This is a genomic window from Sporosarcina ureilytica (assembly GCF_001753205.1).
Classification (GTDB): domain Bacteria; phylum Bacillota; class Bacilli; order Bacillales_A; family Planococcaceae; genus Sporosarcina; species Sporosarcina ureilytica.
This window is the reverse complement of the sequence record NZ_CP017560.1, coordinates 37,941-53,775: the sequence shown is the minus strand read 5'-3', so window position 1 is coordinate 53,775 and position 15,835 is coordinate 37,941. Positions and strand designations below refer to the sequence as shown.

General features: G+C 39.9%; 14 protein-coding genes and 1 riboswitch. Of the genes, 12 read left to right on the top strand and 2 right to left on the bottom strand.

Annotation, left to right across the window (positions count from 1 at the left end; translation table 11 throughout):
* The first annotated feature begins 84 nt into the window (after positions 1-84).
* The 11 genes from BI350_RS00260 (at position 85) to BI350_RS00205 (ending at position 10,844) form a co-directional block, all read left to right on the top strand.
* A complete protein-coding gene (locus BI350_RS00260; protein ID WP_075526313.1) occupies positions 85-1,548 on the top strand; it encodes a CoA-acylating methylmalonate-semialdehyde dehydrogenase in 1,464 nt (487 codons plus the stop codon).
* A 19-nt stretch (positions 1,549-1,567) separates the two neighbouring features.
* Positions 1,568-2,926 (top strand): aspartate aminotransferase family protein, encoded by a 1,359-nt coding sequence (locus BI350_RS00255; RefSeq protein ID WP_075526312.1) that lies wholly within the window; start codon positions 1,568-1,570, stop codon positions 2,924-2,926.
* 191 nt (positions 2,927-3,117) lie between these two features.
* A complete protein-coding gene (locus BI350_RS00250; protein ID WP_075526311.1) occupies positions 3,118-3,381 on the top strand; it encodes a metal-sensitive transcriptional regulator in 264 nt (87 codons plus the stop codon).
* A gap of 167 nt (positions 3,382-3,548) precedes the next feature.
* Positions 3,549-4,028, top strand: coding sequence for a DsrE/DsrF/DrsH-like family protein (locus BI350_RS00245; RefSeq protein WP_075526310.1), 480 nt, complete (start codon positions 3,549-3,551; stop codon positions 4,026-4,028).
* Positions 4,029-4,083: 55 nt separating this feature from the next.
* Complete coding sequence (locus tag BI350_RS00240) at positions 4,084-4,647, top strand: sulfurtransferase TusA family protein (protein WP_082295139.1); 564 nt, start codon at positions 4,084-4,086, stop codon at positions 4,645-4,647.
* A gap of 13 nt (positions 4,648-4,660) precedes the next feature.
* A complete protein-coding gene (locus BI350_RS00235) occupies positions 4,661-5,785 on the top strand; it encodes an MBL fold metallo-hydrolase (RefSeq protein ID WP_075526309.1) in 1,125 nt (374 codons plus the stop codon).
* Between the two features lie 415 nt (positions 5,786-6,200).
* Positions 6,201-6,428 carry a sulfurtransferase TusA family protein gene (locus tag BI350_RS00225; protein WP_075526307.1) on the top strand — a complete coding sequence of 76 codons (228 nt, stop codon included), beginning with the start codon at positions 6,201-6,203 and terminating at the stop codon, positions 6,426-6,428.
* A gap of 4 nt (positions 6,429-6,432) precedes the next feature.
* The gene (locus BI350_RS00220) at positions 6,433-7,206 is read left to right on the top strand and encodes a sulfite exporter TauE/SafE family protein (RefSeq protein WP_075526306.1); all 774 of its coding nucleotides are present in this window, start codon (positions 6,433-6,435) and stop codon (positions 7,204-7,206) included.
* Positions 7,207-7,281: 75 nt separating this feature from the next.
* A riboswitch (SAM riboswitch) is annotated at positions 7,282-7,397 on the top strand.
* 114 nt (positions 7,398-7,511) lie between these two features.
* The gene (locus tag BI350_RS00215) at positions 7,512-8,804 is read left to right on the top strand and encodes an O-acetylhomoserine aminocarboxypropyltransferase/cysteine synthase family protein (protein WP_075526305.1); all 1,293 of its coding nucleotides are present in this window, start codon (positions 7,512-7,514) and stop codon (positions 8,802-8,804) included.
* Between the two features lie 19 nt (positions 8,805-8,823).
* Positions 8,824-9,906 (top strand): homoserine O-acetyltransferase MetX, encoded by a 1,083-nt coding sequence (gene metX / locus BI350_RS00210; RefSeq protein WP_075526304.1) that lies wholly within the window; start codon positions 8,824-8,826, stop codon positions 9,904-9,906.
* Positions 9,864-10,844, top strand: a complete 981-nt coding sequence (locus tag BI350_RS00205) for a homoserine dehydrogenase (RefSeq protein WP_075526303.1) — start codon at positions 9,864-9,866, stop codon at positions 10,842-10,844. The genes metX and BI350_RS00205 overlap by 43 nt, the downstream gene beginning before the upstream one ends.
* Before the next feature lie 78 nt (positions 10,845-10,922).
* Here BI350_RS00205 and BI350_RS00200 read toward each other — a convergent pair whose 3' ends face one another.
* Together BI350_RS00200 and BI350_RS00195 are read right to left on the bottom strand one after the other, a co-directional pair.
* Positions 10,923-12,416, bottom strand: a complete 1,494-nt coding sequence (locus BI350_RS00200) for a BCCT family transporter (protein ID WP_075526302.1) — start codon at positions 12,414-12,416, stop codon at positions 10,923-10,925.
* Between the two features lie 734 nt (positions 12,417-13,150).
* Positions 13,151-13,381: an excisionase family DNA-binding protein gene (locus BI350_RS00195; protein WP_075526301.1), complete on the bottom strand. Its 231-nt coding sequence runs from the start codon at positions 13,379-13,381 to the stop codon at positions 13,151-13,153.
* 524 nt (positions 13,382-13,905) lie between these two features.
* Between BI350_RS00195 and BI350_RS00190 the strand changes: the two genes are divergently transcribed.
* Entirely contained in the window at positions 13,906-15,816 is a 1,911-nt protein-coding gene (locus tag BI350_RS00190) for a XylR N-terminal domain-containing protein (RefSeq protein ID WP_075526300.1), read from the top strand.
* Positions 15,817-15,835 lie beyond the last annotated feature (19 nt).

The following is a 15,835-nucleotide window of genomic DNA, read 5'->3' as shown; positions in this document are numbered from 1 at the left end:
TATTGGAAATATTCGTATTATATAAAGTGAAGTATATCGAATAACTAATTCGTTGGCAAGGATACGAATAAAGGAGGAGTTACGTTGAGTATTTTAGCGACTGAAAAGCAAACGCTTTCAAATTTTATTGGTGGACAATGGGTAAAGTCAACGACAACTAAATATGAAGAGGTGCCTAATCCTGCAACAGGTGAAATCTTGGGAGAAGTCCCAATTTCAACGGAGGAAGATCTAGAAAAAGCAGTTGCAGCGGCTAAAAAAGCATTTGCCACGTGGAGAAAAGTTCCATCTCCGCAACGTGCAAGAATTCTATTTAAATATCAACAATTGTTAACGGAAAACTGGGATGAGCTTGCGAAGCTCATTACGATAGAAAATGGTAAAAATTACAATGAGGCATACGGCGAAGTGCTTAGAGGCATTGAATGTGTTGAATTTGCTACAGGCACGCCGTCTCTCCTAATGGGGCAACAATTGCCGGATATTGCGACTGATATTGAATCAGGAATGTATCGTTATCCGTTAGGGATAGTCGGTGGGATTACCCCGTTTAACTTTCCGATGATGGTGCCTTGTTGGATGTTCCCACTCGCAATCGCAAGTGGAAATACATTTATTTTGAAACCGTCAGAAAGAACACCGCTTTTAGCGAATCGATTGGCCGAGTTGCTGCAAGAAGCTGGATTACCGGAAGGGGTATTTAACGTTGTGCACGGTGCGCATGATATTGTAAATGGAATATTAAGCCACCCGGATATTCCGGCGGTATCATTTGTCGGTTCTCAGCCCGTTGCAGAATATGTTTATAAAACGGGCACATCGTATGGTAAACGGGTACAAGCACTTGCAGGGGCAAAAAATCACTCCATTGTTATGCCCGACGCAGATATGGATTTAACGGTAACAAATATAATGAACGCAGCATTTGGTTCCGCAGGTGAAAGGTGTATGGCTTGTGCGGTTGTTGTTGCAGTTGGCGATATTGCAGATGAACTCGTCGACAGATTAGTAGACGAGGCGAATCAAATGACAATTGGAAATGGACTAGAAAAAGACATATTCCTTGGTCCTGTAATTAGAGATTCCCATAAGGACAAAACGATAGGGTATATCGAGTCGGGAGTAGAAGAAGGTGCCAAACTATTACGCGACGGACGTAAAGATGAATCTTCATCGGAGGGCGGCTATTTTGTCGGACCGACGATTTTTGATCAGGTCACAACCGAAATGAAGATTTGGAAAGAGGAAATCTTCGCACCTGTTTTATCGATTGTTAGAGTTGAATCATTGGACGATGCAATTGCTCTAGCAAATCAGTCGGAATTTGCAAATGGCGCTTGTTTATATACAGATAGTGCAAAAGCTATCCGTCAATTTAGAGAAGACATCGATGCGGGCATGCTTGGTGTCAATCTAGGTGTCCCAGCACCAATGGCGTTTTTCCCGTTCTCCGGGTATAAAAAGTCTTTTTACGGTGACCTTCATGCAAATGGAAAAGACGGCATTGAGTTTTACACAAGAAAGAAAATGTTAACAGCACGCCATTAATAAGAGGGGAGATCATAAAATGCCAATTGTAGAAACTGGAACAGAGTCGTTAGTGAAGAAAGACCGTGAAAACGTTTGGCACCACATTTCTGCTTATAACGAAAAGAATCCTCCAATGGTTTGGGAGAGTGGAGAAGGCGCATGGATCACGGACCATGAAGGAAATCGTTATCTTGATGGAATGTCTGGTCTTTGGGCGGTTAATGTTGGCTATGGACGAGAGGAATTGGCGGAGGTTGCCTACGAACAGTTAAAGAAAATGCCTTACGTCCCGATGACACAAAGTCATGAGCCTGCAATCCTTTTGGCAGAAAAGCTGAATGAATTACTTGGGGATGATTATAAAATTATTTACTCCAATAGTGGGTCGGATGCGAATGAGGTTGCCTTTAAACTAGCAAGACAATACCATCAGCAAAATGGCGAGCCTTCCCGCTATAAGTTTATATCCCGTTATCGTGCGTACCATGGCAGTTCGATGGGGGCGTTAGCGGCGACAGGTCAAGCTTTGCGTAAATATAAATATGAACCGCTTGCACCAGGGTTTTTACATGTTGCACCGCCGGATAATTATCGTCGTCCTGCCGGTCAATCTGTGGAAGAGTATAATATTCAACGTGCCGAGGAATTTGAACAGAAAATTATTTGGGAACAAAAAGAGACGATTGCCGGCATTATTATGGAACCAATTATTACAGGTGGCGGGGTTCTCGTCCCACATCCTATTTATCTAGAAAAAGTACAAGAGATTTGTAACCGTCACGGCGTTCTACTCATTATTGATGAAGTGATCTGTGGATTCGGGCGCACTGGAAAAGCATTTGGTCACCAAAACTACAAAGTGAAGCCGGATATCGTAACAATGGCTAAAGGGCTTACGAGCGCTTACTTACCGTTGTCGGTAACGGCTGTTCGAAAAGATATTTATGAAAAGTTTGATACAGGGGAAGAGAATAGTCACCTTCGCCATATTAATACATTTGGTGGAAATCCCGCGGCTTGTGCCCTAGCACTGAAAAATATCGAAATTATGGAGCGAGAAAATTTATTTGATCGTTCAGTCGAGCTCGGGAATCGATTGCAAAACGAATTGGCTGAATTGAAGGATCACCCTAACGTTGGGGAAATCCGTGGACTGGGCTTTCTACTAGGGATTGAAGTTGTCGAAAATAAAGAGACGCGCGAGCCAGCTTCAAATGAGCGTATCGCTAAACTTATGGGCGACTGCAAAGAAAATGGGCTTATTGTCGGTAGAAATGGTGACACGGTTGCAGGGTTTAATAATGTTATCGCGCTAAGTCCGCCGCTTTCATGTACAGATGAAGACGTTGATTTCATCATAAGCGTTGTGAAGAAAGTATTTAAGGATAATAAGTAATTAGTCCAAAGGCATCCAATTAGTCGAACGAACGGCTAATTGGATGTCTTTTTATTATTAATAATGAACTGTACCTGGACTCGCATACCACTTAAATGTGAATAATAAAAGAAGCAAAACTTTATTATTTGACAATATACTATAGGGGGTATATGATGAGGATACAAGTTTTGCTGAAGGGAGGAAGAATAATGAAATACGACGACAAAGTAAAAAATCGATTAAAAAGAATTGAAGGCCAAATCAAAGGAATCTTACGCATGATGGAAGAAGAGAAAGACTGCAAAGATGTGATTACTCAATTATCTGCGTCAAGAACGGCGATTGACCGTACAATCGGCGTCATAGTAAGTGCCAATTTAGTTGAATGTATTCGCCAAATGGATGATTCGGAAACTAGAACGCATGAAGACATTGTCAAAGAGGCGGTCGATTTATTGGTGAAAAGTCGATAAATCGGTCTATTGTAGGTTTTGTACCCGCTTGATTGGTACAAAACCTTGACAATTATATCGATTCACTTGTATATTTTTTTACCCTACCATATACCTGGAGGGGTAAGTGCGAAGAGATATTTTTTTACTTATTACTATACCCCCTTGGGTAAAGGAGAAGATGAACAGTGACAGAAAAGAAAAAAACGACCATCGTGTTATTTAGCGGTGATTATGATAAAGCGATGGCGGCGTACATTATCGCGAACGGAGCTGCTGCGTACGACCATGAAGTAACGATATTTCATACTTTTTGGGGATTAAATGCACTTAGAAAAGATCAGCAAGTTCCTGTGAAAAAAGGATTTTTGGAAAAAATGTTTGGCAAAATGATGCCGCGTGGTGCTGACAAAATGGGCATATCTAAAATGAATTTCGCTGGCATGGGTCCAAAAATGATTAAACATGTGATTAACAAGCATAATGCAATGACCCTGCCACAACTAATTGACATGGCACAAGAGTTAGATGTGAATCTAGTTGCGTGTACGATGACAATGGATTTACTCGGTCTGCAACAGGAAGAGTTGCTAGAGGAAATTGAATATGCAGGTGTCGCTGCTTATCTAGGTGAAGCGGAAAATGGAAATGTGAATTTATTTATCTAATTTTTTTACCCAGTTATATACCCATACATGTATACGTAAAGGAGGGGTTAAATTGATTCATTCAGATTATCAAATCGATGCAAAGGGATTAGCATGTCCTATGCCAATCGTTAAAACAAGAAAAGCTTTGAAAGAAGTAACGCCAGGCAGTGTGGTGGAAGTAGCTGCGACAGATAAAGGGTCAACAGCTGATTTAAAAGCTTGGGCAAAAAGCGCAGGGCATGAATATATCGGAACGGTTGAGGAAGGCGAAGTGTTGAAACATTATTTACGAAAAGCGAACGAAGCTGAGGAAAAGGAAGAAAGATTCCCGCATGTCGTGTCAAACGAACAATTGGCGTCTTTGTTAGAAACCGAACAAAATATCGTTCTTCTTGACGTCCGGGAAGAGGCGGAATATGCATTTGGACATATTCCAAGCGCAAAGTCGATGCCTCTCAATACAGTGGATGAGCAAGCGAACGCAATAGATAAATCAAGTGAAGTCTATGTCATTTGCCGAACGGGAAATCGCAGTGATACTGTTGCGAAAAAGTTATCAGAGGCAGGATTTTCGAAAGTATATAATGTCGTTCCCGGTATGAGTGAGTGGAACGGGACAATTGAAAAAAACGAATAGGGGGAATTAATCAATGTCAGTTCAAGCAATGACTGCCGCTGAAATGGCGAAAAAAGTAATTCAAAAAGAAAATGTTTTTATTTTAGACGTTAGAAATGAAGAGGCATTTGCCGATTGGAAAATCGAAGGCGATAATGTTGTTTCGCTAAACATTCCGTATTTCGATTTGCTGGACGGTGTTGAAGAAATTATTGATCAATTACCAAGCAATGAAGTCGTTGTTGTTTGTGCAAAAGAACAATCCTCTATTATGATCGCGGAGATGCTAGCAGAGGCAGGAAAGAAAGCGCGTTATTTAGTCGGCGGCATGGGGGCTTGGAGCGAGCACTTAGCGCCAGTGAAAATTGGTGATTTAAATGGCGGCGGTGAATTGTATCAATTCGTTCGGATTGGTAAAGGTTGCTTATCTTATATGGTCGTTTCAAACGGGGGAGCTGCAGTCATTGACGCAACGAGAATGACAGATGTCTTTTTGGATTTCGCCAAAGATTTAAATGTAACAATTACGAATGCCATCGATTCGCATTTGCATGCTGACCATATTTCAGGTGGAAGAGCAATTGCAGAAGCAGTGGGCGGTAACTATTGGTTACCTCCAAAAGATGCAGGGCAAGTCACTTTTTCTTATGAAGCATTGGTAGAAAATACGGACATTACAATTGGCAACACGAAAATTACAATTCAACCAATCTACTCTCCAGGTCATACGATTGGATCGACATCTTTTGTTATCGATGAAAAGTATTTATTGACTGGTGACATTTTGTTTATCGATTCGATTGGTAGACCGGACCTTGCGGGGTTGGCAGAAGATTGGGTCGGCGATTTACGAGAAACATTATACAATCGCTACACAAAACTAGCAGACGATCTAATTGTGTTACCGGCGCATTTTATGATTATGGAAGAATTAAATGACGATGGCAGCGTGCAGGAAAAACTAGGCACTCTATTTAAAGAAAATCATGGCTTACAGATTGAGGATGAAGCGGAGTTTAGGCAGATTGTGACAGGTAATTTACCGCCTCAACCGAATGCTTACGAAGACATTCGAAAAACAAATATGGGAATGATTACTCCAGACGAAGCAACGCAGCGTGAAATGGAAATTGGCCCGAATCGTTGTGCGATTAGGTAAAGGTAAGCAATTTTATCTAGTTTTACCGAATGTATTTATGTTAATAAGTGAATCAATTTCATAATTGCTTATTTTGAAGTGGAATACGATTGTTAGGTGTAGAGCTACTTTGAATGTTCTTTTATAAAGGTGACTCTGTTGATTGGAGTGGAGGGCGGCGACTCCTGTGGGATTAGCAAAAGCGAAGCGTTATGAGCAGGAATATCCAACAGGATGCCTTAATTTCTGCAAAAACCACAGAAATACGGCAAATCGCAATCCTCGAATTGCGATTGGCTCACCGCCAGCCCCATGGAAAGCGTCCGCCCGGAACGGAAATCAACATTGTTCGGGAATTGTTAGTATATGGTTAATTAAAAAATTGACTCAAGTAATTGGCGCAAAAAAATTTTATTTAAAAAAGGGGCGAATATAAATGAACGTTACAAAAAAATTAGATGCAAAAGGGTTGGCTTGTCCAATGCCAGTCGTAAGAGCAAGAAATACGATGAAAGAAATGGCAGAAGGTGAAGTGTTAGAAATCTATACAACGGATAAGGGCTCAGTGGCGGATTTAGCTGCATGGTCGAAATCTGGCGGACATGAACTACTAGATCAAAAGGAAGAGGACGGCGTATTCACATTTTGGATAAAGAAGGGATAATGCCATGGACATTACGTTAATTATCGTTGTCTTTCTTATCGGCTTTATTGGATCCTTTATTTCAGGAATGGTCGGGATAGGCGGTTCGATTATTAAATATCCGATGCTGCTTTATATCCCACCGCTTCTTGGTTTTGCCGCATTTACTTCCCATGAAGTTGCGGGAATTAGTGCAATTCAAGTATTCTTTGCCACGATTGCTGGTGTTTGGGCATACCGTAAAAGTGGTTACATTAATATGCGCCTTATTCTCTATATGGGTGGCAGTATTTTAATTGGTAGTTTTATCGGAGGATACGGTTCAAACCTTCTTTCTGAAGGAGCCATTAATTTCGTATATGGCGTGTTGGCGACAATTGCTGCGATTATGATGTTTATTCCTAAGAAGGACGTTGATCAGCATCCGGACGGCGAAATAACATTCAACAAATGGTTAGCTTCTTCATTAGCCTTTATTGTTGGGATTGGTGCAGGAATTGTTGGGGCAGCGGGCGCATTTATTCTTGTTCCAATTATGTTGGTCGTTTTAAAGATTCCAATGCGTATGACGATTGCTACTTCACTTGGTATCACATTTATTTCGTCGATTGGCTCAACGATTGGAAAAGTTGCAACAGGCCAAGTCTTATATGTACCGGCAGCAATTATGATCGTTGCGAGTATCATTGCTTCTCCGTTAGGCGCGAAACTTGGTCAAAAGATGAATACGAAAATTTTACAATGGATTCTTGCGGTATTAATTTTATCTACTGCTATTAAAATTTGGATAGATTTTTAATTTTAAAAAAACGCTTGACTTTTCTATCTACTCAGACTTATACTGTTTAACAAGATGGAAATCAGAATCATTAAACTCTTATCAAGAGCGGCGGAGGGAATAGGCCCTACGATGCCCGGCAACCAGCAAGTGACCTACTTGCAAAGGTGCTAATTCCTACAGATTCGTGCAAACGGTCTGAGAGATGAGAGGAGGAATTAAGCGAAAGCGGAACCCTCTTCTTTATGAAGGGGGTTCTTTTTTATACATAAAATTCCCCCATCGTCCATGCACTTCCATCAAAAAAATTCTGGAGGTAATGAATCATGACAAACTATCAACCTGAAACACTACTATTACACGGTGGTCAAGAACCGGATCCAACTACAGGATCACGCGCATTGCCAATACATCGTACGACTTCTTTCGTTTTCAAAGATACAGAGCATGCACAAAATTTATTTGCTTTAAAAGATGCGGGTAATATTTATACACGTATTACAAACCCTACAGTAGGTGCATTTGAAGAGCGAATTGCACTTCTTGAAAAAGGAACTGCTGCAGTTGGATTATCTTCTGGAATGGCGGCCATTGCATTTTCAATTTTAAACATTGCGGGTGCGGGAGATGAAATTCTTGCTGCAGAAAACTTATATGGTGGTACGTATAATCTATTTGCGGTGACATTGCCACGCTATGGCATCGATGTGAAATTTGTAGATGCAACAGATCCGGAAAACTTCCGCGCGGCAATTACGGAGAAAACAAAAGCTATTTTTGCAGAGTCGATTGCTAACCCGAGTTTGCATGTTCTAGATATTGAAGCAGTTGCGAATGTTGCGCATGAAAACGATATTCCACTACTCATCGATAGTACGTTTTCAACGCCGTATGGTAGTAATCCAATCGAGTTTGGCGCTGATGTTGTCATTCATTCAGCAACAAAATGGATTGGCGGCCATGGTACGTCAATTGGCGGTGTTGTCGTAGATGGCGGTAAGTTTGACTGGACAAAAGGGAAGTTCCCTGGATTTACGGAGCCAGACGAGACATATCATGGACTTCGTTACGGTATTGATGTACCTAATGCAGCATTTGCAACAAAGTTACGTGTTCAACTATTACGTGATTTCGGACCTTGCTTAAGCCCGGACAATGCATTTAATTTCTTACAAGGTTTAGAAACATTGCATTTACGCTATCCAAAACATTGTGAGAATGCACTTGAAATTGCAAAGTACCTACAAAGTCATCCATCTGTTGAATGGGTTACTTACAACGGATTGGAAGATCATCCATCCTATGAAACAAGCAAAAAGTACTTAAGAAACGGAAATGGATCAATTGTAAACTTTGGAATTAAAGGCGGACGTGAGGCGGGGCGTAAAGTAATTGACAATGTAAAAATCTGGTCGCACGTAGCGAACGTAGGGGATGCGAAGTCACTCATTATCCATCCGGCATCAACGACTCATCAACAACTGGGTCCGGAGGATTTGGAAAAGTCAGGAGTATCGGAAGAGTTAATTCGTCTATCTGTTGGCTTAGAGTCGACAGAAGATATTATTGCTGACCTTGCACAAGCAATTGAAAAAGCAGTACCAGTGGGTGCTAAGTAAGAAAATGAAAACACGGGGGATGGAGACTTTGGTAGAGACAGGAACTGTAAACATCGGGAGATTAACGTTAGAGTCTGGGATTGTTCTCGACCAAGTCCATCTTGCTTATGAATGGGCTCAGAAAGATAATGCCCCAATTGTACTAGCTTGTCATGCATTAACAGGAAACCATCGCACCATCGGCGATGAAGTGCGCCCTGGTTGGTGGGATGGGTTAATTGGTAAAGGAAAAAGCATTGATACAGATACGTATTCAGTCATTTCATTCAATGTTCTCGGTGGATGTAATGGGTCAACGGGGCCTTTAACGCTTCATCCACAAACAAAAGAACCTTACCGAACGAATTTCCCAGATATTACAATAAGGGATATGGTCCATGCAGAAAGAAAAGCACTTTCCGTTCTAGGAATTGATCGGTTACACACCGTAATAGGCGGATCTTTAGGCGGCATGCGCGTACTCGAGTGGGGCGTTATGTATCCTGATGATATGGATTTACTCATTCCAATTGCTGTCACACCGTCCTTAAGTGCATATGGCATTGCCTTTAATTGCATCGGATTACATGCCATTGAAAGTGATGAGGAATATGCGGGCGGTTATTATAAAGATGCAGCGAAAGTAAAAGGATTTGAAACAGCTCGAATGGCAGGCATGGTCACATACCGTTCGGATCATTTATTTAATGAGCGATTTGCACGCAATGCATCGGAGCAAGGCGGCTATGAAGTAGAATCTTATTTGCATCATGTAGGCAAAAAGATTACAGGACATTTCGACCCGAATAGTTACTGTACGTTATTACGTGCATTAAATACGCATGATATTGGAAGAGGGCGCGGCGGTATCGCTGCAAGTGCCAAATTGATCCAAGCGAAAACGGTGATGATTGGTTTTACACATGATTTAATATACCCGGCAGAAACGATTCGTTCATTTTCCCATCTACTGCCAGATGCTTCGTTTTGTCTCATTAATTCGGAGTTTGGCCATGATGGATTTTTGACGGAATTTAACAAGTGGGGAATTTTTATTAGGCAATCTATGGAGGTGGCAACATGCCGACAATCAAAGCCGCAATACTTGGCTTCGGTACGGTAGGTGAAGGCATTTACCGAATTCTTAATGAAAAAAAGAGAGAAATTGAACAACAGACAGGTTTTACAATTGAAATTGCTACGATTTTGGTGCGAGATACAGATAAAAAAAGAATTTCAACGCCTGGTGTTCAAGTAACAGATGATATTCGGAAGGTCTTTGGTCAGCCACAACTTGATATAATTTTTGAAGCGATTGTTGGAGAAGAACCGGCATATACGTATTTATCTGAAGCAATTGCCAAAGGGTATGACGTCATTACAGCAAACAAAACAATGTTCGCAGCTCATGGTCCTGCATTAATTAAGCAAGCAGTAGAAAAAGGGGTGCACATCGGCTTTGAAGCCACAACTGCTGGAGGCGTTCCAATCATACAAACGGTAAAAAATTTGTTGACAGGTGACCGTGTGCATCGAATACAAGGAATTTTAAACGGGACATCGAACTTTATCTTAACGAAAATGAGAAAAGAAGGCCTGTCGTTTAAGGCTGCGCTCCAAGAAGCGCAAAATCTTGGCTATGCGGAAGCAGACCCTACGGATGATATTAGCGGGAAAGATGCTTTTCGTAAATTAATGATTTTAAGTCAACTTGCTTTTGGCAAACAACCTGAATGGAAGACAATCGACATTCAAGGCATTGATAAAATAAAGCTAGAAGATGTATTAGAGGCTAACGGATTGCGTTATCGTCATATTGCAGATATTAAGATTGATGAAAATGGAAACCTTTCAGGCACTGTAGAACCTGTATTAATCGGACCTGATCATCCTTTTTACGGAATTGATGGGGTGGACAATGCGATTATTGTCGAAACTGAATATTTAGGTGCATTGACGCTCGTTGGTCCAGGCGCTGGCATGTATCCAACAGGCAGTGCTATGGTCAATGACTTTATCCAGATTGCTGGCGCACGCAAAAAAGAACTGATTACTAGTTAAGAAAAACGCTTTTCATCTTTTGTTAATTAAGATGAAAGGCGTTTTTATGTGTTTATACAACGCGAAATGATGTGATTGTCATCTTTTTCTTTTCATTAATTGGAGTTCGGCCCTAAGCGCCTTGATAAGAGAGACGACCATAAGTAACAATATAAAAGAGAATGGCAATGCTGCGATTATAATTGTGTTTTGTAATGCGGTTAATCCGTTAACAGAAAGTAAAATGACCGCAATGGTTGACTGGATAAGTCCCCAAGTAAGCTTAACGTTATTCGGCGGCGTTAAAGAGCCGTTAGTGGACTGCATGCCGAGTACGAATGTTGCTGAATCCGCTGATGTGATAAAGAATGAAGCGATTAAAATGATTGCTGCGATTGATAAGAACAATGACCAAGGCATTGCATCAAACATTTCAAAAATTGTCAATTCAGTACTGAATTGAGTTAAATCAACAAGGCCATTCATTTGAATATCAATTGCAGTCGAGCCAAATACAGCAAACCAGAAAGCCCCTAAAATAGTAGGTGCTACAAGTACGCCAACTAAAAACTCTTGAATTGTTCGGCCTCTTGATACCCGGGCGATAAACATACTAACGAATGGCGCCCATGAAATCCACCATGCCCAGTAAAAGATGGTCCAACCATCTAACCAATCGCGTCTGTCCTCATGCAAAGGTGCGGTACGCATACTCATTTCGACTAAATTCGCAATATAACTACCGAAGGATTCGGTGAACATATTAAAAATGAGTAATGTTGGTCCAAGAATCACAACTAGGACAAGTAGAACGAGTGCAACAACTAGGTTTGTATTAGATAAATATTTAATTCCCCTACTAAGTCCTGACCATGCGGATGCAATGAAAAGGACAGTGACAACTGCGATAATGATAAATTGTGATTGAATACCAATTTCAATCCCAAACAGATGATTGAGTCCCGCATTAATTTGAACAGCACCGAAGCCGAGAGACGTTGCAACACCAAAAGATGTGGCAAAGACGGCTAATACGTCGACGAGAATGCCCCATGGCCCCTCCATTTTTTTACCGAAAATCGGCTTCAATGTTGCTGAAATTAAACCAGGCTCTCCTTTCCTAAATTGAAAGAAAGCTAAAGATAGTGCAATCACACCATACATTGCCCAAACATGAAGTCCCCAATGCAAATACGATTGCCTTAAACCTTCTTTGAAAGCAGCGGCTGTGTTGGGTGCCTCTGTAGCAGGGCTAATGGCAAAGTGGGATAGTGGTTCGGCAGCACCGTAAAAAACAAGGCCAATTCCCATACCTGCTGAGAAGAGCATTGCAATCCAAGTTGTTGTTGAAAACTGTGGGCGTTCATTGTCTTTTCCTAAACGAATTTTCCCGTAAGGACTAAGCACAAAAAATATAGCGAGCGCGACCATAAATGACATGAGCAGCATATAATACCAGCCGAATGTTGATGCAACAAAGTCCTTTACATTTGCTGTGACGGCTTCAAAACTTTCCGGTGCAATGGCACCATATCCAACCGTTACTATAATTAGCACGATTGTTATAAAAAAAACCTTTGATATTTTCTTCATAATTCCCCCTACCGGTACTTGGTGATATTTAAATAGTTGTCAACTATACCATAATCATTGTTCGAGGTAAACCAAATATTAAAGTGTAGTATACGTATTTTTCGGTTATTTATGTACATGGATATCTGGCTAAACGTGATTAATATAGTACTGGGGTAGTCGTCTTGGCAAGTTACTTTCTAGAATAGAAAGTAAATACAAAACGAAGCAATGGACCTAGTAGTGAAAGTTGTAAGGATGAGTATTTATGACCGCTTAGTGCGTGAGAAAACGGAGTAACACAATAGATGAAAGATTATTGTAGAAAAGCCATTTTAATTATCAACCCGGCAGTAAATGTAGATCCACCTATCAGTTCGAAGAGTTGCCTGAAATGTATTAGCAATATAAAAATATCGGACATGGACAGACAGATTCGGAAGTGATTGAACGTGGTTTGGCAGAACAGATTTTAAACTAATTAAAAATGAGCTGAAGAGTCAACTACTACCTCTGAACGCTAATCTTCGATTGGACGCTTTTCAGAGGTAGCTTTAGTTTGCCATTTAATCGACCGCCCATGCTTTTGTATACCCTAAGGCGTAAGTGCTAAACGTTGTATGGAGAAAAAAAGTTTTGGCTTATTCAGCCAACGGGCGTTCATCATCCCCTTAATTATTGGTGCTAGGGTGCGCTGTAACACAAGTTAAAGAGTGTCTTCCGCCCGGGTAGCGATAGAATCTTTAGTCCAATTTTTAGTCTTCATCACGAATATCGCGGTCAGGCAACAGAAAATTCTTTTGCCATTCCTCAATTTGCTGTTTTGCGATTTCAAGGTGGTCGTGAAAATTATTGAATTGTTCTTTATTGATCATGAACTGCTCACCGTCATCCACTGCACGAATACGACCTTCTAACACATACTTTGTTACTTGGCTAACGGGCATTCCTAAATAATCGGCTGTTTCTGGTATCGTCAAGTACATTTAGATTTTCTCCTCTTGTAAAAAAACTTTTATCTGAGTCAATTTTATAATTACCTAAAACCGCTAAGTTGGTACAATATATAATATATAGTTCAGAACGGTTTAAACTCAACAGAGTCAATTTCATAATTGACCAAACTATATATTGACCGTTATTGGATTATGAAATTGATTAATCTATATTAATACTACTAAACGGTAAGAAAAGAATAAATATTTAATCGAAATATGATTGCTAAAAATGGAAAACAAGTACAAAATTGTCGGGATTAGTTGAGTGATGTTGAAAGATTTGGCGGTAGTGCCTAGGAATCTAGCAATACTTTGTGGAAGTACAGTAATAACAAGAAGATTTGTAGGCAGACTATATACCACGCATACTTCACGGTAAGGATAGTCATAGTCCAAAAATTAACAGGATACTGTATTAAATAATCATCTTGCTGTATAATTATATTCGCATAAGTCGGAAGAATTAGTCAACAGGGGTGCGGCCTAAGTATAAAGGGGATATGGAGGTTTGTATGGATAAATTAACTTTAACTAACAATCTTCATGAAAAGGGAAATGGGTCAATTTTCATACAGGACGATCGTTCACTTTTGATTTCGATTGCGGCATTTGGGGCACTTAGGAAAGAGTTGATTGAAAACATCGGAAATGACAGAATGAAAGGTTTTTTATTACGCTATGGATGGAAATTAGGGGAGAAAGATGCAGAAAAAGTCTTAAAGATGAACTTAAATACAGTCAAAGAAAGAATTTTGTATGGACCAGAGCTTCATAAAATGCAGGGGAATGCGGCGGTAGTAGTAACAAAGTTAGAGGTTAAAGCGGTTTGTGAGGTAAGTGCCAAATATTCAATTTCGATGGAAGGAATTTGGAGAAACTCATATGAAGCGGTCCAACATATTGCTCAATTTGGCATTGTAAAAGACCAAAATTGTTATACGCTAGCTGGTTATGGGAGTGGGTTTTTATCGAAAATATGTAATCAAACGGTAATATTTAAAGAATTAACGTGCGAGGTGCAAGGGTATTCAGAATGTCGGTGGATTGCTAAATCATTAGATCAGTGGGGGGAGGAGATAAAAGAAGAACTTGATTTCTATAAAGACACACCTATTGTACAAGAATTGGAAAAAACATATGAACAGCTAATAGAAGAGAGAGAGAATTTGAAGACAAGTATTCTGATTCACGAAAAGTTGACACAGGAGATTCTGCTTGGTAACAATTTGGAATCGATTGCGAATATTGTCTATGCTGAAACGGGGATCCCAGGTATGATTACGGACAAACATCACCAAGTTCTGGCTTATAAAGGAATTCCCGAAGTAGACCTCGATGAACTGAATAGGGAATTTAAGAACTACTTGCTGAAGACTCGAAGGGATTTTGCTATTGACAAAAAAGAGCGACTTATTCAAAACACGGAACTTGTAAAATTGGATCAGCATAGTCGGCTAGTTACCCCTATTATTTTGCAAGACAAGATGATAGGCTACTGTTCTTTTGTATACCCGGAAAATAAAAAAATAGAACTTAAAATCCATAAAATGCTTTTAGAAAGAGTTGCAACAATAAGTTCTTTATTTCTTTTAAATGAAAAAACAAAGTTTGGCGCCGATCAGCGATTGCGTGAACACTTTTTTGAAGATATTTTACGTGGCGAATACCTAGATGAAAATGAGATATTACGAAAAGGAAACTTAATTCATCTTGATCTTTCGGAGGCGTTTCGTATTATTGCGGTTCGATACCAGTTTAAAGAAAAAAATTTGAAAAATGAATTAGCATTCCATGGAAATGTTTTGGAATTAACCTATAAGTATTTCACCGAGAAAAATATAGGAATATTAATTACGCACAAAGCAAATGGCATTGTACTATTGATTCCCGAAAAATTTATAATGGGGAAGGACAAGAGGGTTTGTGCGGAGGGTTTTTTACAATTTTTGTCGAAAAACTTTTCGGAGGTTCGCTTTTTTTCTGGAATTAGTAAAGCTTCGGCGCAAATTGGAAAAGTAAAAGACAGTTATCATGAAGCATTAACGGCCCTTCGTATGACCACGATTAGTAATTCAGTCGTAACATTTGAATCGTTAGGGATTATAGGACCACTTATTAATCAAAACAATGAAAAAGAAGTTAAACAAATTGCTGAACATGCGTTAGGACCCCTTTTGAAAGATTTAGATGAAAAGAAAATAGACTTATTAAAAACACTTTATACTTTCCTTTCAAATGGCGGGAATTTAGAACAAACCGCATTAAATATTGGTCTTTCTCTTAGCGGTTTAAGATATAGGATTTCTAAAATCGAGGAGATGCTTGATAAGGATTTACGTAACCCCATCTATATGCATCAACTATTACTTGCCTTACAAATTATCATATTAATAGATGGTATAGATTTGCAGGTATCGGATTAAGGATTAAGCTCTTTTTCGT

Coding starts and splice junctions, on each gene's coding strand:
- BI350_RS00255 (WP_075526312.1), top strand. CDS start 1,568: ATGCCAATTGTAGAAACTGGAACAGAGTCGTTAGTGAAGAAAGACCGT.
- BI350_RS00250 (WP_075526311.1), top strand. CDS start 3,118: ATGAAATACGACGACAAAGTAAAAAATCGATTAAAAAGAATTGAAGGC.
- BI350_RS00235 (WP_075526309.1), top strand. CDS start 4,661: ATGTCAGTTCAAGCAATGACTGCCGCTGAAATGGCGAAAAAAGTAATT.
- BI350_RS00225 (WP_075526307.1), top strand. CDS start 6,201: ATGAACGTTACAAAAAAATTAGATGCAAAAGGGTTGGCTTGTCCAATG.
- BI350_RS00220 (WP_075526306.1), top strand. CDS start 6,433: ATGGACATTACGTTAATTATCGTTGTCTTTCTTATCGGCTTTATTGGA.
- BI350_RS00215 (WP_075526305.1), top strand. CDS start 7,512: ATGACAAACTATCAACCTGAAACACTACTATTACACGGTGGTCAAGAA.
- metX (WP_075526304.1), top strand. CDS start 8,824: ATGGAGACTTTGGTAGAGACAGGAACTGTAAACATCGGGAGATTAACG.
- BI350_RS00205 (WP_075526303.1), top strand. CDS start 9,864: ATGCCGACAATCAAAGCCGCAATACTTGGCTTCGGTACGGTAGGTGAA.
- BI350_RS00200 (WP_075526302.1), bottom strand. CDS start 12,416: ATGAAGAAAATATCAAAGGTTTTTTTTATAACAATCGTGCTAATTATA.
- BI350_RS00195 (WP_075526301.1), bottom strand. CDS start 13,381: ATGTACTTGACGATACCAGAAACAGCCGATTATTTAGGAATGCCCGTT.
- BI350_RS00190 (WP_075526300.1), top strand. CDS start 13,906: ATGGATAAATTAACTTTAACTAACAATCTTCATGAAAAGGGAAATGGG.